We start from the raw sequence: 18,021 nt of genomic DNA, 5'->3' as shown, positions 1-18,021 counted from the left end.
TTCAACTCTTCTCTGGAATCATGATGATGGATCCTGATGGGCATTCAGAGACGCAGATACCGCATCCCTTGCAGTAATCGAGATTAAATTCAAAGCCTTTACCAGGCCCGAGTTTGATCACGGCATTGTCCGGGCAGACCCCGAAACAGTTGTCGCATTCAAAACAGTTTCCGCAAGACATACAACGCCGCGCCTCATAGAGAGCCGTAGATTCATCGAGTCCTTGCACGACCTCATCAAAGTTGGTGGCGCGTCGCGCGCCCTCTAATCGCGGGCGTACCGCGTGAGGGGCATCTGAGTAGTACCAAGGATTCAAATCTTTATATTCAACGACTGCCGGTTTCTCCGCGCCTTGGTATTCGATCTTGCGCAACCAGGCATCAATGTTGCGCGCGGCTTTCTTGCCATGGCCAATACTCGTGGTCACTGTCCGTTCGGCAGGCACCATGTCTCCACCCGCGAAGATTCCCGGATAGCCGGTCATCATCGTGGAGTCCACTTTCACTACCCCGTCGATAACTTCAAGTTCAGGGACTCCTTGAAGAAGGGTGAGATCAGATTCTTGACCGAGAGCCAGAACGAGTGAATCGGCCTCTAATTCTTCGAATTCACCTGTGGGTTGCGGGAATCCTTTCTCATCCAACTTCATTTTTTCAACCGTGAGATGCCCCTCATCGGCCTGCTTAATAGTAGAGAGCCATTTAATGAGGATGCCCTCTTCCAGGGCCTCTTTAATTTCTGTGTCGTTGGCCGGCGCCTTTTCGCGCGTGCGTCGATAAACAATGATCGACTCTTCTGCGCCAAGTCGCTTGGCCGTTCTTGCGACGTCAATTGCGGTATTTCCACCGCCATAGACAACGACCTTTCGACCTAACAGCGGGGCCTGTCCATCTTCGACATCGTGCAGAACTGAAATAGCATCCAGGATTCGAGCCGCCTCCCCGGCGGGAATATATGCGCGTTTGCTGATGTGCGCTCCTACTGCCAGGAAAGCTGCATCAAATCCCTCTTCGATGGCGTCTCGCACATCTGTGAGGCGAGTATTCATTTCAAATCGAACACCCATATCCGCAATTCGTTTGATTTCGGCATCCAATATTTCGCGCGGGAGTCGATATTTTGGAATTCCGTAGCGCATCATTCCGCCGGGAGCATTCATGGAATCCCGCACGGTGACATCGTGACCAAGTCGACGAAGATGGTAGGCAGCTGATAATCCCGCAGGTCCCGCACCAACAATCAGAATGCGACGTCCCGTTGGCTCGGCCGTGACAGGAATGCTCCAGCCTTTCTCAATGGCATGATCTCCGAGAAAGCGTTCTACCGAGTTAATTCCGACCGCTTCGTCCAACTGGGCACGGCTGCAGACGGTTTGGCAGGGGTGGTAGCAAACCCGACCCATGATTGCCGGAAAGGGATTTTCAATAACCAGCGCCCGCCAGGCGGCTTCATACGACCCATCTTCTGCGATGTATAGCCAATTCTGAATGTTCTCTCCTGCTGGACATGCGTTGTTGCAGGGCGGCATCAAGTTCACATATTGAGGGCGTTCTACGCGCCACGATCCAGTGTGATTTGCCAGGCTGGTTTCAACACCAAGTGTGATTGCATACGGTTGTTCCATTACTTTGCCTCCCCATCGGTTGGGAGCAAGTTGTAACGCTGGATATTTTTGTCCGCCATTGATTGCAGGTGGTCGATTACGTCATCTCTCCGATTTGGTCTAAACAGATGCGCATAGCGACCCTGTAATTTCAAATATTCCTCGACTTTTGCTAGTTGGCGAATGGGCGTGGATGAGGTGACTTCCCCATGCTCTGCTTCAAACACGGGGAAGAGACCGCTCTGTGTTGCCAGGCGTGCAATGCGGATCGTGTCACAGGATTCCGATCCCCAGCCGAGAGGGCAGGGAACCAGAATATGAAGGTATCGCGCACCGCGAATCTGCATTGCGCGAGTTACTTTCGCTTCAAGATCTCGTAGGTCGGCGACTGTTGCTGTTGCGACGTAGGGAATCTCATGAGCCATTGCAATGCGGGGAAGGTTTTTACCTTGGCCAAAAACATTGCCCGGCTCGGTTCCGACAGCCTGAGTTGTGGCAGTGCGCGCAGCTGGTGGTGTGGCACCTGAGCGCTGCACGCCCGTATTCATGTACGCCTCATTGTCATAACAAATAAAGAGGACATCGTCATTTCGCTCGAACATTCCAGAGAGCGGACCAAAACCAATGTCGACGGTTGCGCCATCTCCGCCTTGTCCAACCACACGGATCTCAGTGCGGCCTTTTGCTTTAAGAGCAGCTGCGACTCCTGTGGCTACTGCAGGGGCGTTGCCAAAGAGGGAATGAAGCCAGGCAATTCTCCATGAACTTTCTGGATACGGAGTAGAGAAGACTTCTAAGCACCCAGTGGCATTGACCGCGATTAGATTTCCATCGGTCGCGCGCATCGCGGCATCGAGCGCATACCTTGCTCCGAGTGCTTCACCGCATCCCTGGCATGCGCGGTGCCCAGATGTAAGTGCATTGGTACGTTCGCTATCGGACTGTACTGAACCCATCTCGGGCGGAAGGAGTCGATTACCGACTGCGAAACTGCCAACCTGATAAAACTTTACGGGGGTTGTCGTCATGACATTGCCCCCTCGCGAATACTCTCTCGCTCTACTACTTCCTTCTCTAGATCCAGGAACACCAGTGGTTCGAGAGCATCAGCGACGCCTTTGTTAAATAGTGTATCTAACGAAGTTTTGAGGATGGGACGTCCACCGAGTCCGGCAATCACTGAGTAAGACGTGATATCAAGACCAGAGAGTGACTCCTTGATGTTCTCTGAAACGATCCCGCCGATTCCGACTTGGAATGCCTTCTCAACGACAATAACCCGCTTTGCCTTTGATATAGCTTCGCGTACTGCTGCGAAGGGAAAGGGTCGAAATGTGGTGATGCCAAGCACGCCGATGGAAACTCCGCGACTACGTTGCTCGTCCACAACATCTTTAATTGTTCCCAGGACCGAGCCGAGTGCGACAACAACTGTTTCAGCATCTTCGCAGAAATAGGGCCGGACGAGTCCGCCAGATTCGCGGTGAAATACTTTCTCAAATTCTTCAGAAGCCTTCGGAATTACATCGAGTGCACGAAGTGTCCGCGCATGAATTAAGTAACGCACTTCTGTGAAAGCTTCGGGTCCAACCATCGCCCCAATTGAGACTGGATTATTTGGGTCCAAGATCTGACGCGGTACGAATGGTGGAAGATAAGCATCCACTTGTTCTTGCTCTGGGATGTCCACCTGCTCTGATGCGTGGGTAAGAATGAATCCGTCCATACAAACCATGATGGGTAGTGAAAGTTCCTCGGCGATTTTGAAAGCCTGAACGTGCAGATCAGCGGCTTCTTGGTTGGTTTCGGCATACATCTGAATCCAGCCCGAGTCGCGTTGTGACATCGAATCGCTATGGTCATTCCAAATATTTATTGGTCCACCGATGGCGCGATTGGCCACTGTCATAACGATCGGCAATCCCAGACCGGAGGCGTTGTATACAGCTTCGACCATGTAGAGGAGTCCTTGGCTGGCTGTTGCTGTGTACGTGCGAGCGCCGGTTGCACTGGCGCCGATCGCGACGGACATGGCAGAAAATTCAGATTCGACGTTGACAAACTCGCAGTTCTTGAGTGTGCCTTCTTTCACCAACTTGCTTAATCCCTCGACTATATGTGTTTGTGGAGATATTGGATATGCGCAGATAACTTCGGGGCGGCAACAAGCTACTGCATCTGCCACCGCTTTTGACCCTTCGACTTGTTTAAGCATGTGCTGGCTCTCCGTGCTCTAGAGTGAGTTGCGAGCGAACAATCTCGAAGGCAGCGGTGGCTGCGGACGAGTTACCCGTTGCAAGTTTGTTGCTAAACCTGGCTGAGATTGCGCGAGTTACTGCGTCAAGGGAGACCACATTTGTAAAGGCCGCGAATGCACCCAACAGAACAGCATTTGGCACGGGTTTGCCCAGATGCTCCATTGCCAGTTGGGCGGCCGGAACCGTGACGAAGCGGATCTTGGTCGAGGCAAATTCGCCCAAGCCAAGTTCGGCAAGCGTGTGAGTTGTATTAATAACGACAACCCCAGTGGGGGAGAGTCCATTAAGGACATCAATGACGTGGAAAAGGGTCTCATCCTGCACAATGATCGCATCGGGCATCATTACGGGTTCGCGGACCCTGATCGGGGTCTCTGAAATTCTTGCAAAGGCGACCACTGGTGCGCCCGTTCGTTCTGATCCAAAACTCGGGAACGCTTGAGCGTGACGACCTTCAAAAAATGCAGCTTGCGCGAGAAGTTCGGCGGCTGTGACAACGCCCTGTCCTCCACGACCATGAATACGCACTTGAAACATTGGTGGCCTCTCCGTTCACCGTCGAACTCTTGAAGCCTTCTCCTATTTCATGATGGAAGCAACTCAGAACAGGCAATTGCGATTAACTTCATAATGATTCATAACACAGTTGTTATCGGTGAGCCGTGGCTAAATCCCCGAAACTCACGAGACAACGGGGATAATTCCCTTATGCGAAAATCAACTTTCCTGACTCCACGACCTTTTACTGATGGACTCATTCAACGGATTCGCCGAGGTGTAATTGTTTCGGTAGTGCTAGCACTCATAACTATTGTGATTCCTCCGCTGGCGCAAGCAACTTTCACGGTTTTCGGGCCATTCCCCGTCATCTCAGCGACGTATGGAGTGACGTCGGTTCAGATCGTTCATCCCACAACCAACTCACCTGGTACGTGGTCTTATACCTCGTCAAACCCGAACGTTGCAACGGTCGTGGGGGATACTGCGCAAATTCACTCTGTTGGCACAACCACGATTACCGCGACACAGGCAGCATCTGGGACGTTTACCGAACGCTCGCGTTCAACTCAACTCCGCGTGAGTGCCGGAACTCCAACAGTTGGAGTATTCCCCGCGCAGTCCGTGCAAATAACTGCGAAAACTTTCACCCTCACTGCGCCGACATCCACCTCGGATGCCGATTGGTCTTTTAGCTCTTCAAATCCGCAGATTGCTCTGGTCTCGGGCAAGACGGTGACTTTGTTGGACGGGGGCACGGTAGTTATTACCGCGACACAACGGGCGTCAGTGAATTGGAATTCAGTTTCCGTTCCTATGACGCTCACCGTGATTGCGATCAAACCTGCCCTCGGTCCCTTCGGAAGTATCACAATTATGAAGGACAGTGTCGCCAGTCTTTCGCTCATCCCTCCGACTTCATCCTCACCGGGTGCCTGGACATTTAGCTCCTCAAACTCAACGGTTGCCAGATTGGTCGGAAATGTCGTCACGCCGCTGGCATTTGGTTCGACCGTTATTACTGCTACGCAAGCACCGATCGGAGGTTTTTCATCTGCGGCAGCGATGATGACTCTGACAATCCAAGGCGCCCTTCCAACGGTGGGCGCATTCCCGGATGTAACAACTGCCTACAACTTAACTACGACGCACACCGTCACTTTATCTTCACCTACATCTAGTTCGCTCGGTGCATGGACTTTTATTTCTTCCGATCCAACTGTGGCAACGATCAATGGCACGACGATCACAATGCTCAACCCAGGCGTCACTAAAATTACCGCGACGCAAGCTGCCACGAGTACGTACGGTCCATCCGAACCAGTTTCGATGAATTTCACGGTCGTCGGGACGCCCACTCTTGGAACGTGGAGTGACCTTGAAAAAGTCGTAAGAGACCCGGATTTCACTTTAACGCCGCCATCATCGTCCTCACCTGGCACATGGACTTTCTCTTCAGATCGCCCCGATGTGGTTGCAGTTGTGGGGGATGTCGCCAAAGTAAAGAGTGCCGGTAAGGCAATTATTACTGCGACGCAAGCCGCCACATCTTTCTGGCAATCAGGAACCGCAACGATAAATGTTCACGTCAACGGAGACATTCCGACGCTAGGTGCTTTCGCGCCAATCGATGGTGGAGTGAGCGAGGATCCAATCGTGATCAAGCCACCGACCTCGGATTCGAGTGGCACGTGGACGTACTCATCGTCAAATAAGAAAGTCGCAATTGTAAAAGATGGCGCCGTTGTGATCGTTGGAGTTGGAGTTTCAACTCTGAGTGCAACGCAGAGTCCTTCGGGAATCTATTCGCAATCCAATACCGTCCAAACAACGATAACCGGCAAAGAGAGCTCCGTTGCTGGCGACTTTGCCAATCTTAAAATTGTTTATGGGTCAGCGATTCCGAAAATTCTTCCGCCTACTTCGACATCAACTGCGCCGTGGAGTTATGAGTCCGCTAATTTATCCGTGGTGAAATTTGCCGGTTCGGTGATTCAAGTGGTCGGGATCGGGATCGCCAAAATCACCGCCACTCAAGCCCCCACATCCACCCTGGCCGGGGCGAAAAGGACCTTCACCATCCAAGTCTTGGTCCCCTCCGGCCCGACCCCAAAGCCCACTGCCAAACCCACCCCCAAGCCGACCCCTAAGCCAACCACCACCCCGACCGCTCAGCCGGGAACCAACCCCATCGTCAAGGTCAACATCCTCAAACGCGTCCTCACGGTCTCCGTCACCGGAGCCGCGGCCACGGTGACCATCAACGGGTCAAAGGCTAAAATCGGGAAAAACACCCTGAAACCGGGCCTCTATATTGTGATTGTCTCCATTGCCAAGAAGATTGTCTTTAGTAAGACCTATCGGATCAAATAGCGACTTACTCCACTAAGTTTTTTATCGCTTTAGATCGCGATAAAAGTTTTCATACGGGCCCACTGCTTCGAAGGTCACCCGTGCCACTAATTCATTAACCGTGTAGGCAATTAAGAATTCTCCTCCGGTGACATGGAATTTATATACGAGGAGTTCAGCCAGATCACCCTTCTTCGGTTTACCAATTGTGGGTTCATGGAGGATTTTTTCGAGGGCTTCATGGATTGCGCGGAGTTGGTTGGGGTGTAATCGCTTGTAGGAACGGAGAAAGCGATGGGAAAAAATCTCCGAATAGATCAACTATTTTCCTGAATTTCCGATGGCTCTACACGCCGCACAAGTTGAACCTTCTCTGACGCCGGTTCTGCCAGTGCAGCGAGAACATCAATGATGAAATCTATAGGCAGGTCGGGGTTATCTATCGCCGTGCGACCAACCTTGGCCCAATACTCAACCTGGCCGGCAATCGTGCGATGCTCTATTGCCGCTTCAGCTTTGGCGCGTTCATACGTTTCTTTATCAAGTCTTACCGGCATACTCATGAAAGTACCTTACTACATTTGTAGTAATTCAACATGTATACATGGTTGTGCCTAAAACTTGAGGGCTCCTCTCAGGTGGATTCCTAGTCCTTGAGCCTCTTGCGTCGATAATTAACGAGTCTGACAAATTTGGCGGTATTCGCGATGGGAAAAGGCAGCTCGTTTCTAAGCGGAAGCCATAGGTCCACCCGATCACTTATGTCGTTGATAACGCGTCGAACTGCTCGCTCTGGTAATCCCAAGTGATCACCGAGTCCGACAAAATCACTTCCGTCGAGATCGGTAGATTTTCCCCCTATGGTCATTGCCATTGAGCTGTCCCCATAGAAGTAGGTGGATGGAAGATCGTAGGCCGGCGATGGCTGCCACTCTCCAGTGGGGAGTTGCAAGACGGAAAAGTTTTTCGCGTGCGCATCGCCATTCCCTGTCAGATAGGCAAAGACGAGTTGGGTTATGAAGATGCGCGCAGCTGGACGTGGAGCAAGGCAGAGGTTCGACAGGGCTCTGAATGCATCCTCGCAAGAAATTAGATACTTATCGGCAGGTGGCCTACCAAGGGCCTGGCTCGCATCTTCCATTGCCAGAGTAGTTGGTCCCCCTTCGCGGGTTGTCACACGATCAAATCGTGTGACCAGAAGTGCGGACATTCCATCTGCGTCGCTAACTATTCGGGCAGAGGCGGAATTTAAACCACTTAGTTTTGCGGCGCGTAAAAAAAATGCTTCATTTTCGACGACATGCGGAAATTCTGGCGGATTGAGTTTAAGAATAAATCGAGCACCACGTTGGGCGACGGGCAAGTTGAGAACGGCCGCGCTAACCTTGTCTTGAAATCCTGCAATGCCGACTCGTTCGGTTCGAATTCCTTGCTCCGCCAACAAATGAGTAAAACTAATCTCGGAAAAATCACTCACTTCTATACGAGGAGGTACCTCGCCAGGTTTTGCGCCTTCGGGTAGAACCTGCACATCGCCGACGACATCGCCTCCCACTCCCAGTAGGAGTGAGAGTTCGTCATCTGCACTTGTTTTTATCTCTCTGCGAAGAGCACCAAGTCGTCTTCCTTCGGGGAGAAGCCCAGAAAAATAGGCAGGTACTCCTCCGCCAGGTCGAACCTGGGCAATATCGGAAACCGGCAAGGTGCTAGCGATTGCCGGACCACCTTGGCTGATCCACGTGGATAGATATTCAAACGTGACCCCATCTGGTGTGCGCGTCAATGTGGCGGCATGGCGCCCTTGTTTATAAACGTCGGCTCTATCTACTTTGCGAAGTTCGGCCAGACCCTTCGAACTCATTTCTCACCGTGCCCTAACGCAGCAATGGCCGGGTCAATGGTGACGGCATCGGCAGCTCCAATGGAGAGTTGTAGATGCAGTCCAAGGCAGGAAAGTATCTTGATGAGAGTAGCGAGTTGAACTACATCTTTCCCGTGCTCAATCTCGTGCACCAAACGCAGACTCACTCCAGAAATGTCAGAAAGATTTTCCTGCGTCAGGTTAAGGACACGTCTCCGAGAGCGGATTGAACTTCCTAGGCTTGGATTAGTATCTGCGTTAATGCGCAGATTAGCCTTTTTTTCTCCCATATCTGCCTCCAAACATTCAATTTCTGCATGATAGCGCAGATTCTCGTGAAATAGCAGGCTAGGTCGTGACTTTTTTCGCAAATCTGCGTCATAATGCATTATTGACGGTTACGGCTCAACTTCAGTACAGGGATCGGCAAAGTTGTGCCTAAACGTGTGAGTTCCTTAAGAACTTGGCGGAATGTCCGTTTTGTCCAGCCTCCGCGACAATCTACCGTTAGATTCGTAGTAGCAAGTAGAGGCAACGACGGTTACCTCTGCACCACAAACCGGTTACGAAGGATATTCAAGTGGCGAAAAGGTCCGTTGTTGAGGCAAGTCCGATGGTCTGGACTGTTGCCCAACTCGGTGCTTTCTACACAGAGCACCGCTCGGAGTTACTCGTTCACGCAAATCGTGTCCTCAAAGACTCAGCCAAGGCAGAGGAAATCACTCAAGATGCCTTGATCAAATTCATGCTCGCCGCTCCTGAGTTGGAGTCAACAGAGCACGCACTTTCTTATCTGCACCGCACCATCGAAAACCTCTGCATTGACCTCTTCCGCATGGAAGGTCGCCGTCCCAACCTCGTCCTTCTCGATGATGTGGCTGCAGAGGTCGAGGCCACCTGGCAGAACGACGGGGATCACTCAGTCGCCATGAGTGCAGCCGAGGATGCGGCGATTATTCGCCAGGCACTTGCTCTTCTCTCTCCTGCAGAGCGCGCTGCTCTAGTCATGTGGGAAGTTGAAGGCCGCTCCACTGAAGAGATCGCCGCCGAACTTGGAATCAAGACCTCCGCAGTTCGCCACACTGTTTCTCGCGCTCGAGCATCGCTGCGTCGGATTCTCTCCGAGCTGGTTCTGGATGAAGAGCGTGGCCTCACCGCCCTGGATCTTCTCTCCACCACCTACCGAAAGACGTCAGAGATCGCGAAGAAGTCTTCCAAGGCCGCGCTTTCTCTCGTCCTTGTCATTACAGCCTTCCTCGGATTCAATTCAATGACAGGCAATGAAGGATCTCTTATCCCTGCCTCCAACACCCAGATTGCATCTGGTCCAGTTGCCGGAGCATCATCTGCGATCGATGCACCTCTTACTCCTTCAGAACCTACTCCTGGAGTTTCGACGCCAACGAAAGAGAGTCCTGCTTCACAGACGCCTTTGGCAGTCGCTTCGACTCCAAACAAAAAGGTCAATGGACTGGTCAGTGGTTTTGCAGTTAAAGCGGCCCGAATTTCATTTCCAGGACTGGATAAGTACGGCATTCCTACAGGATTCACTATCACTGATTCACTGGGTCAGATTGGCAGCCTCTTTGTTGGCAAAGATGCGCCAATACTCACTGATGCCGGAATTGTGCTGAGCAACCAGGCGATGACGTTGAGCGGCGGTCCAAATATTCTTCTCGCACAATCGATCACTGTCGATGGGACTGGCACTAGTTATTCCGTAGCACCAGCTGCAGGTATTGATGGCACCTGGACCTCGTTAAATGTGGCGTCCAGCACTACCTATACTGAGCGCCTAGCCAATGGTCAGTACCTCATGACTGTGACAATGGTCATCGATTCGGCCGTGAAGTCAGACTTTCTTTTGGCAACAAGCGGAAACGGATATGATTTGTCTGCAGCCCCGAAGACCATTACAACACGCCTTCTTCTCACTGCCGGCAAGACTCAAATCCTTGCCCAAGCCATCCAAGTCACTGAATCAGGAAAGGGAGGGACGCCATAATGATCTCCCTTCCATCTAGTTTTCCCCGCCGAGTCCGGATACACGGTGGGGGATTTGATGCATCAGCACGTGCGATGCATCGAAAAGCCGCTATTGAGAACGTCTCAGTAGCGACAATCGAAAGGACACAAATGTCTACAAAGACAACAATCAAGCGCGTAGCGCTTGTTGCTGTTGCTGCAATGGGCTTCGGTCTATTGTCTGTAGTGCCATCATCTGCGGCGGTTCACGTCTTCCAAGCAGATTCCTTGACACTATCTTCAGCAGCTTCCACAGGAACCGTGGGTACGGCAGTCACAGCCGTGACTCTTACCCAGTCATTCCTTGCCGGAGCAGCAGCAGAATCCATGTCAGTTACAGCTAGCTTCGTAAGTACACCATCTGGTGCAACAATTTCAGAGCTTCCAGCATTTACCTTCAGTTCTGGAACCAACTCAGGCTCAAACATTGGCACCAACAAGTTTTCAGTTGGAAACAATGCGAACAGCTTGTTCACAAGTGGTACGGCAACGGCAACATTTACACCAACCAAGGCTGGAACTTATGTAATTAAGTTCACCCCAACTGATGCAGCTGACGCCACACAGCCACTTAACTCAACAGCTCAGACCTGGACTGTCACAGTTGCCGATGTTGGCGCTGCAACTGCCGCTGCTTCAACCTCGTTCTTGAACGCGGGCGAAGCCACCGCAGCCACTTCTGACGCAACCGTTGCTGCTGCAATGACTATCAACGCGACAGCTCAGGCTGCTTCAATCGTTGTAACCCCAAAGAACGCTGCCGGCACAGACCTAACGTCTACTGCCATTCTCTCTGTTTCAATTTCTGGACCAGGAAGTTTGGCAATCAGTGACGTAGCTGGTGTTGCTGCTCAGACTGCAACCGGCCGCGCACTCACAGGTACTGCTGGACAGAACGTTATTGGCGTTTTCTCTGACGGAACCTCAGGCGTTGCGACCATCACAGTTGCTATCGGAACAACCGTAATCTCAACTGAGACGGTTACCTTCTCAGGAGCGCTTGCTTCCTTCACCGCAACACCTGTTAAGACAGTTATTGGTATCGGATCAACCGACACCGTAGCTATCACTGGCAAGGATGCTGCTGGAGTTGCTGCTTCAGTTGGTACTTACTACGCAACAAGTGCTACCACTTCGGTAGCTACCGTTTCGATCAGTGGTACTAACGTAATTGTTACTGGTGTTGCAGTTGGTACTTCTGTTATCACCATTGGCAATGCGGCGACTTCACCAACAGTTTCAACAACCTTCACGGTTACAGTTGGAAAGACCACCATCGGAACGCTGACAATGTCGACTGATAAAGCGTCATATGCAGCAGGCGAGAAGGTCGTTCTAACCGTTACAGCTAAGGGTTCAGATGGAACTGCCGTTGGAGACGGAACATATGCAACAACGTTCTCTTCAACCGGCGTTACCAGCAACATTGCACTTACCGGAACCCTTCCAACAGCTTCAGTTGTATTTGCGGGCGGCGTTGCTACGTACACCCTTTATGCACCTGTTGCGACAGCATCAGTTACAGTAACTGGTACTGAAGGTGCTTCTACTGATAGCACCACAAAGGGAACTGTTACAGCGACATTCGATGTAACAAACCCAGGTTCTGATGCAGCAACAGATGCAGCTAACGCCGCAACTGATGCAGCTAACTACGCAGCAGATGCTGCAGATGCCGCTACCACAGCCGCTCAGGAAGCAACTGCTGCTGCAGTAGCTGCCCAAGAGTCCGCTGATGCCGCAACTGCTGCAGTTGTTGCTCTTGGTCTCCGTGTCGACAGCTTGCTCGCTTCAGTACGCGCGCAGTTGACGACGATCGCTAACTTGATCAAGAAGATCCTCGCAAAGAAATAAGGCCTAAATCGAGGGACTCCCTCGGGTTAGTACTTAACTAACTAGAACCGAGACCCGGCTCCTGCTTCGGTAGGGGTCGGGTTTCGGCTTTCTTATGACCTTTCAAATAGCGGAGAATTCCGACAATGATTGTTAGAGTCCACTCTTAGGCAGACACGGGATGGGGTTGGCAAGTGATTTCACTTTCGCAGGATCAATCACAACAGATGCGCCGACGTGTTCTCATTACTGGGTTAATGGCGACTTTTGCTTTCTGGTTTCCACTAGACGACCCAATGAACTTGCCCAAGCTGTTTGTGGTTCTCACACTCTCTGCCTGGATATTCGGAAGCCTTGCGGTGGCCATTTTCTACGATCGGTCAAGAAAATTCGAACCTGCCCAATGGGCGCTGCTTGCAGTGGTTTTATCGATGATCGTAGCTGCAATTTTGACTGACGTACGTTACACCGCGTTCTTTGGTGGAACCCATCGCAATAATGGAGCGTTTACGTATATCGCACTAGCGGTTATTTCGTTTGCAGCAATGATTTGTTTTGATTTTAAGAGTTTGAACCAATTACGAACATCTCTATTGATTGTGGGGATATTATCCACCATTTATGGTCTGCTGCAAACTACGGGGCACGATCCGTTCAGGTGGACTCATCTATACAGTCCAGTAGTCGGCACCGTAGGAAATCCCGACTTTTTCTCTGCGCTCGTTGGTGTCGCTGCCATCGCCACGGTCTGGTTTTTGCTCGTAAAGAATGAAATGAAATATAGAGTTGGTGCCGGCGTCCTTCTTCTCTTGGAACTTTTCGTAGTAAAACGCTCCGGCTCTCTTCAGGGCCTTGTCGCCTTCGCCATAGGAACGAGCATCGTGGTGCTCGTTCGAATCTGGCAATATCAGAGGCGACTCGGAGTTATTGCCACCATAGGAGTTTTCATTGGAGGCGTGCTGGTATTTCTCGGGGTTGTAAACCATGGACCACTCGCAACTTTCGTCTACAGAGCATCCCTGACCAATCGTGTGGATTATTGGCGCGCGGCTTTGAGTATGTTCAAATCCCATCCTTTCTTTGGCCTGGGACTAGAACGGTTTGCAGAGAATTACCCTCAGTACGCTCCACAAGTGCAAGTGGTGCAGGGAGTAAATACGGATAATGCACACAATGTCTTTCTTCAATTGCTCGCAACTGGTGGCTTGCTAGTAATCATTCCCTACCTTTTTCTTCTGGCTCTCATCTTCTGGACGGCATTGAAAGCTATAAAATCCTCTTCAGCACGCGAGCAGATTGAAATCGCGGCACTTTTCTCGATCTGGATTGCCCTGCTACTAGTCTCTTTGATTTCGATTGATAACTTGGGTGTCACAATCTGGTTCTGGATATCCGGAGGGGCACTTTATGCGATCACTCACTCTCGTGAGCCGGAGATGGTTTTATCCAATAAGAGTAAGAAGGGTAAAGGTAAATCGGCTCGTCAACCCAAGCAGGACAATTCTTCATACATAGCGCCGATTGCTTCGTTGGTTCTTGTGATTGCGACGCTCACTCTTATGGTGCCAATCATCCGCACATCGGGATCCATCTATAGGCTCTCTGGAAACGGCGATGGTCTAACTAAAGAGCAGTATGTAACACGGCTAAATGACGTGGCCAATGGTTTTCCAAAGAATTCTCAGACCCTCACTTCGCTCGCAGACCTTTCCCTTCGCATTTCCGACCCTGACCAGGCATTGAGATTCACGAAGGTGGTCTTGGAGGAGGATCAAAAATCTTTTTTAGGGAACCTTCTCACGGCCTCGGCATACGAAATGTCAGAGAAGTATGAATTAGCCATCCCTTACCGGCTGCGTGTCATTGGAATGGATCCATGGAACGCCAAAAATATGCTCGAAATCGTGCGGGATTACCTTGCCCTTCAGGATGTTACGAAGGCGAAGGTCATGGCGGAAAGGATAGCTCAATTGGCACCCGGAAGTGGCGAAGATCTTGCGGCCGCTGCTCTTATAAAAGGATAGGGTTTTCCTCATGTCGCAGCGTAGTAAAACGATTGCCATTATCGGTCAAGGGTATGTGGGACTTCCGCTGGCGATGGCCGCCATCGCAGGTGGTTGGAAGGTTGTTGGGGTTGAGAATTCTCCTTCAAAATTTACAGGCATAGCCGCGGGGGTCAGCCCCGTTGAAGATGTGCCTTCGTCGGAGGTTCAATCTGTGCTGGCAAGTGGTGCCTATCGGATTTCGAATTCTGCTGCCGATGTGAAGGAAGCATCAGTCGTCATCATTTGCGTGCCAACACCGTTAGATGATGCGAGACAGCCCGACCTTGGTATTTTGGAGAGGGCGGTCACCGATATTGCGCCACACCTTACAAGTGGGACATTGGTCATTAATGAATCCACTTCATTTCCTGGCACGTTGAGGGAGTTCATCGCGCCTTTGATTGTGGCTGGAAAGTCATCGGGCGATGTAGAGGTCTTTTTGGCGGTGGCGCCAGAGCGAGTCAATCCTGGGGATGTTAAATGGCATCAGAAAAACACGCCAAGGCTTGTGGGCGGCATTGACGAGCATTCGACAAGACTTGCGGTTGATTTTTATCGCACCATTTGCGATGAGGTTGTGGAAGTCTCGTCTCCTGAAATAGCAGAGACTGCAAAGCTGTTGGAGAACACTTTTAGATTGGTCAATATTGCCCTTGTCAATCAGTTGACTCAACTCTGCTCAGTCCAAAATATCAACGTCCATGAGGTGATCGAGGCTGCTGCTACAAAGCCGTATGGCTTTATGAAATTTACCCCTAGCGTGGGCGTTGGTGGACACTGCATTCCGGTTGATCCCATGTATTTGTCGTGGTGGGCCGAGAGAAATGGTCGCCAAGCTTCGATTATTGAACATTCCGATGAGATCAATTTGGGAATGCCTCTCTATGTTTCAAAGCGGGTCCGCGAACTCGCGGGCGAGAGCAACGGAAAGAAAAGGGTGTTGATTCTTGGCGTCGCATATAAGCCAGGCGTCAAAGATATTCGTGAGACTCCTGTCACTGCACTTCGTGACGATCTCATTGCTCATGGATACATAGTGGCCTGGCACGATCCACTTGTTCCTGATTGGGAGGGTTCGCGTCCTGTGGATCTCACGTGGAAGTGCGATGTGGCTGTCGTTGCAACGGCTCAACCAGGCATGCATGTGGAAGTGATCGCTGCGCGAGGAATTCCGATCCTTGATTGCACCGGAACTTTTAAAGATTTAGAGAATGTAGTTCGACTCTAATTCGATCGAAGGTGATCGGCGACATCGCGGATGATGGTCTCTAAATTTCGAGTCGGTGCCCATCCAGTTAGTTTCTTAATCCGTTGGATATTGGGCACGCGACGTTCCATATCCTCAAACCCAGATTTGTAGGCATCGGCGTATGAGAGATAGACAATTTTACTCTTGGACTCTGTCATATCAATGATTTTCTTGGCCAGATCGATGATTGAAATCTCTTCATCATTTCCGATATTGACCACAGTGCCGATTGTCTTCTCAGAATTTGCAACAGATATGAGCGCATCAATAATGTCGGCAACGTGACCGAAGCATCGGGTCTGATTGCCATCCCCGTATATCGTAATCTCTTCATTGTCGAGCGCCGCTGCAACAAAGCGGGGGACGACCATGCCATAGGCGCCAAGTTGGCGGGGGCCAACGGTGTTGAAGAAGCGGACAATTCTCGTTGGAAGTTTCTTCTCTTCCCAGTAGGCGTAAGCGAGGGTTTCATCAATCGCCTTCGCCTGGCTATAAGACCAGCGGATCATGAGAGGCGAGCCAAGAATTCTGTTGTCGTCTTCGTGGAGAGAGTCAGAAGTATTTTTTCCGTAAACCTCGCTGCTGCTTGCCACAAGGATTGGGCGCGAATATTTGAGTGCTGCATCCAGAACGATCTCTGTGCCTCGAAGATTCGTCATCAAGCTGGCGAGTGGCCGCTCGAGGATGTTAAATACGCCGACCGCGGCTGCGAGGTGATAAATAAAATCGACCTCACCCACCTGCTTCTCGACCACCTCGGCGTCAAGGACGGAACCTTCGATAAAGGTGAGCCGACCCGACGTGCTGGCATCGGCGAGATTCTCGATCCGCCCGGTCTCGAGGTTGTCCAGGACGGTTACGTCATGGCCATCTGAAATAAGGCGGTCTGTGAGGTGCGAACCGATAAATCCGGCCCCTCCGGTGATCAAAACACGCATGAGCCCACCCTAATGGATGAGGGTTAGTTGAATTCCGCAATTCATGTGGCAAATGAATGGTTGACAAGGTTGACGAAACGCGTACTATAATGGTTGACAAGGTTGACGGAGGTCATCATGCCCACTAAAGCAGCAACGTACGTTACAGCGAGTACAACTCAGGCACGCCTAGAGTCTGATGGCGTTGAATATTTCATAAAACTACTCGCTAGAGAGTTGCACCTGCTTGACCCTCAAGGCCAGCAAATTGACCGGATAGAAGACACCCAACGATTCGCGCGTGAGACCGCTGAAAAAGTCATAGATGCCTCAAGGACATGGCAGGAGCACCTGGGGACTTTTTACGACGTCGAGGGTGTCCGAAACTTACTTTCCCGAAGCGGTAAGCCCTTGTCTCGCCAGGCCGTCAGTAAGCGCAAGAATTTGCTCGCACTCACGACCGGCTCGAAGCGCGTGGTTTATCCATCATTTCAGTTTAGAGATCGCACTGTGGTCAAAGGCCTGGATGAGGTTCTAGCGCAACTTCCCGAGGATTTACTTTCGCGTTGGACCCTTGCCTCCTGGCTGGTTTCCAAAGAAAAGGAACTTGGGGACACCGCGCCCATCGAGGCCCTTCACCAAGGCAACGTGGAGCAGGTGATGTCGATTGCTCGTCATTGGGCGCAATCTTTAAGCGCCTGAAGTGACGAGCACTAAACCACCCTTTAGTGTGAGGGGGTTTCCAAAGACCAAACTCGCTTCGAACTCGCCGTTATACCGTCTCTTCAAACATGTCTCCTCGACTCCCGGAATTCGATCCGGTTGGTACTTCTCAAGTATCGGGGCACCACGATCTGGGAGGTTTGACCTACCGGAGCCTCATGGGACCTGCTACTTCTCCACTGAGAAATTTGGCGCGTGGAGTGAGACATTTCGAGGCGCACATATCGTAAATGGCACTGATATTGATTGCAGAACATTGCTGACGGCAACTGGGACCGCAAATATCCGGTTTGCGGATATGGCTGATCGAGGAGCCATGAGTTTCGGCGTCACCTTAGATGACTTCTCGGGCGAGGACTACACCAGAGCTCAAGCCTGGGCTCTCGCATTCCACGCAGCGAAGCTCGGCGGAGTAATCGCGCTGTTGCGACACGACCCAAGTGGTCTAGCCCGAAATGTAGGAGTCTTCGGGAAATCCGGAACTGCTAAGAGTGTGCGTGGGTGGCAAACAACTCGTGCAGCTCTCAGATCGGATCTGCAACTTCTTGATGAACTTCGAAATGCAGGGATCTCTGTTTTGGAAATCCCGAAAGACGTCGTGATAACGCCCTTCATCCCTTAACGTTTAACCCCTGGATGTACTCCCTGAAGATGGGC

Annotated in this window: 16 protein-coding genes; 7 read left to right on the top strand and 9 right to left on the bottom strand. The window is 51.3% G+C overall.

Features of this window, described 5'->3' with window-relative positions:
* Nucleotide 1 precedes the first annotated feature (1 nt).
* From VMW30_02255 to VMW30_02240, 4 genes are read right to left on the bottom strand one after another with little or no spacing between them, the layout of a single operon-like run.
* On the bottom strand, nucleotides 2-1,624 hold the full coding sequence (locus VMW30_02255) for an NAD(P)-binding protein (GenBank protein ID HUW87190.1): 1,623 nt from the start codon (nucleotides 1,622-1,624) through the stop codon (nucleotides 2-4).
* Nucleotides 1,624-2,631, bottom strand: a complete 1,008-nt coding sequence (locus tag VMW30_02250) for a thiamine pyrophosphate-dependent enzyme (GenBank protein ID HUW87189.1) — start codon at nucleotides 2,629-2,631, stop codon at nucleotides 1,624-1,626. The genes VMW30_02255 and VMW30_02250 overlap by 1 nt, the downstream gene beginning before the upstream one ends.
* Nucleotides 2,628-3,818: a transketolase C-terminal domain-containing protein gene (locus VMW30_02245; protein ID HUW87188.1), complete on the bottom strand. Its 1,191-nt coding sequence runs from the start codon at nucleotides 3,816-3,818 to the stop codon at nucleotides 2,628-2,630. Before VMW30_02245 ends, VMW30_02250 begins: the two co-directional genes overlap by 4 nt.
* Complete coding sequence (locus VMW30_02240) at nucleotides 3,811-4,398, bottom strand: 2-oxoacid:acceptor oxidoreductase family protein (protein HUW87187.1); 588 nt, start codon at nucleotides 4,396-4,398, stop codon at nucleotides 3,811-3,813. Before VMW30_02240 ends, VMW30_02245 begins: the two co-directional genes overlap by 8 nt.
* A 93-nt stretch (nucleotides 4,399-4,491) precedes the next feature.
* Between VMW30_02240 and VMW30_02235 the strand changes: the two genes are divergently transcribed.
* Entirely contained in the window at nucleotides 4,492-6,732 is a 2,241-nt protein-coding gene (locus VMW30_02235; protein HUW87186.1) for a hypothetical protein, read from the top strand.
* 21 nt (nucleotides 6,733-6,753) lie between these two features.
* On the opposite strand, the gene VMW30_02230 is transcribed toward VMW30_02235, so the two are convergent.
* From VMW30_02230 to VMW30_02215, 4 genes are all read right to left on the bottom strand, one after another.
* The gene (locus VMW30_02230; GenBank protein HUW87185.1) at nucleotides 6,754-7,032 is read right to left on the bottom strand and encodes a type II toxin-antitoxin system RelE/ParE family toxin; all 279 of its coding nucleotides are present in this window, start codon (nucleotides 7,030-7,032) and stop codon (nucleotides 6,754-6,756) included.
* A complete protein-coding gene (locus VMW30_02225) occupies nucleotides 7,029-7,274 on the bottom strand; it encodes a hypothetical protein (GenBank protein HUW87184.1) in 246 nt (81 codons plus the stop codon). The genes VMW30_02230 and VMW30_02225 overlap by 4 nt, the downstream gene beginning before the upstream one ends.
* Before the next feature lie 83 nt (nucleotides 7,275-7,357).
* On the bottom strand, nucleotides 7,358-8,572 hold the full coding sequence (locus VMW30_02220) for a type II toxin-antitoxin system HipA family toxin (protein ID HUW87183.1): 1,215 nt from the start codon (nucleotides 8,570-8,572) through the stop codon (nucleotides 7,358-7,360).
* Nucleotides 8,569-8,862 carry a helix-turn-helix domain-containing protein gene (locus tag VMW30_02215; GenBank protein ID HUW87182.1) on the bottom strand — a complete coding sequence of 98 codons (294 nt, stop codon included), beginning with the start codon at nucleotides 8,860-8,862 and terminating at the stop codon, nucleotides 8,569-8,571. Before VMW30_02215 ends, VMW30_02220 begins: the two co-directional genes overlap by 4 nt.
* 290 nt (nucleotides 8,863-9,152) lie before the next feature.
* Here VMW30_02215 and VMW30_02210 point away from each other — a divergent pair, with 290 nt between their 5' ends.
* From VMW30_02210 to VMW30_02195, 4 genes are all read left to right on the top strand, one after another.
* Entirely contained in the window at nucleotides 9,153-10,577 is a 1,425-nt protein-coding gene (locus tag VMW30_02210; protein ID HUW87181.1) for an RNA polymerase sigma factor, read from the top strand.
* Nucleotides 10,577-12,451 (top strand): hypothetical protein, encoded by a 1,875-nt coding sequence (locus VMW30_02205; GenBank protein ID HUW87180.1) that lies wholly within the window; start codon nucleotides 10,577-10,579, stop codon nucleotides 12,449-12,451. The genes VMW30_02210 and VMW30_02205 overlap by 1 nt, the downstream gene beginning before the upstream one ends.
* 173 nt (nucleotides 12,452-12,624) lie before the next feature.
* Nucleotides 12,625-14,454, top strand: coding sequence for an O-antigen ligase family protein (locus VMW30_02200; protein ID HUW87179.1), 1,830 nt, complete (start codon nucleotides 12,625-12,627; stop codon nucleotides 14,452-14,454).
* A 10-nt stretch (nucleotides 14,455-14,464) separates the two neighbouring features.
* The gene (locus VMW30_02195; GenBank protein ID HUW87178.1) at nucleotides 14,465-15,703 is read left to right on the top strand and encodes a nucleotide sugar dehydrogenase; all 1,239 of its coding nucleotides are present in this window, start codon (nucleotides 14,465-14,467) and stop codon (nucleotides 15,701-15,703) included.
* Here VMW30_02195 and VMW30_02190 read toward each other — a convergent pair.
* On the bottom strand, nucleotides 15,700-16,662 hold the full coding sequence (locus tag VMW30_02190) for a GDP-mannose 4,6-dehydratase (GenBank protein ID HUW87177.1): 963 nt from the start codon (nucleotides 16,660-16,662) through the stop codon (nucleotides 15,700-15,702). The two genes, VMW30_02195 and VMW30_02190, sit on opposite strands and share 4 nt — an antisense overlap.
* Before the next feature lie 117 nt (nucleotides 16,663-16,779).
* Between VMW30_02190 and VMW30_02185 the strand changes: the two genes are divergently transcribed.
* Both VMW30_02185 and VMW30_02180 read left to right on the top strand, forming a co-directional pair.
* Nucleotides 16,780-17,343, top strand: a complete 564-nt coding sequence (locus VMW30_02185; protein HUW87176.1) for a hypothetical protein — start codon at nucleotides 16,780-16,782, stop codon at nucleotides 17,341-17,343.
* Nucleotide 17,344: 1 nt separating this feature from the next.
* Entirely contained in the window at nucleotides 17,345-17,986 is a 642-nt protein-coding gene (locus VMW30_02180) for an RES family NAD+ phosphorylase (protein HUW87175.1), read from the top strand.
* Nucleotides 17,987-18,021 lie beyond the last annotated feature (35 nt).

The organism is Candidatus Paceibacterota bacterium, assembly GCA_035530615.1.
Classification (GTDB): domain Bacteria; phylum Actinomycetota; class Actinomycetes; order Nanopelagicales; family Nanopelagicaceae; genus QYPT01.
This window is presented reverse-complemented; position numbering and strand designations above follow the sequence as displayed.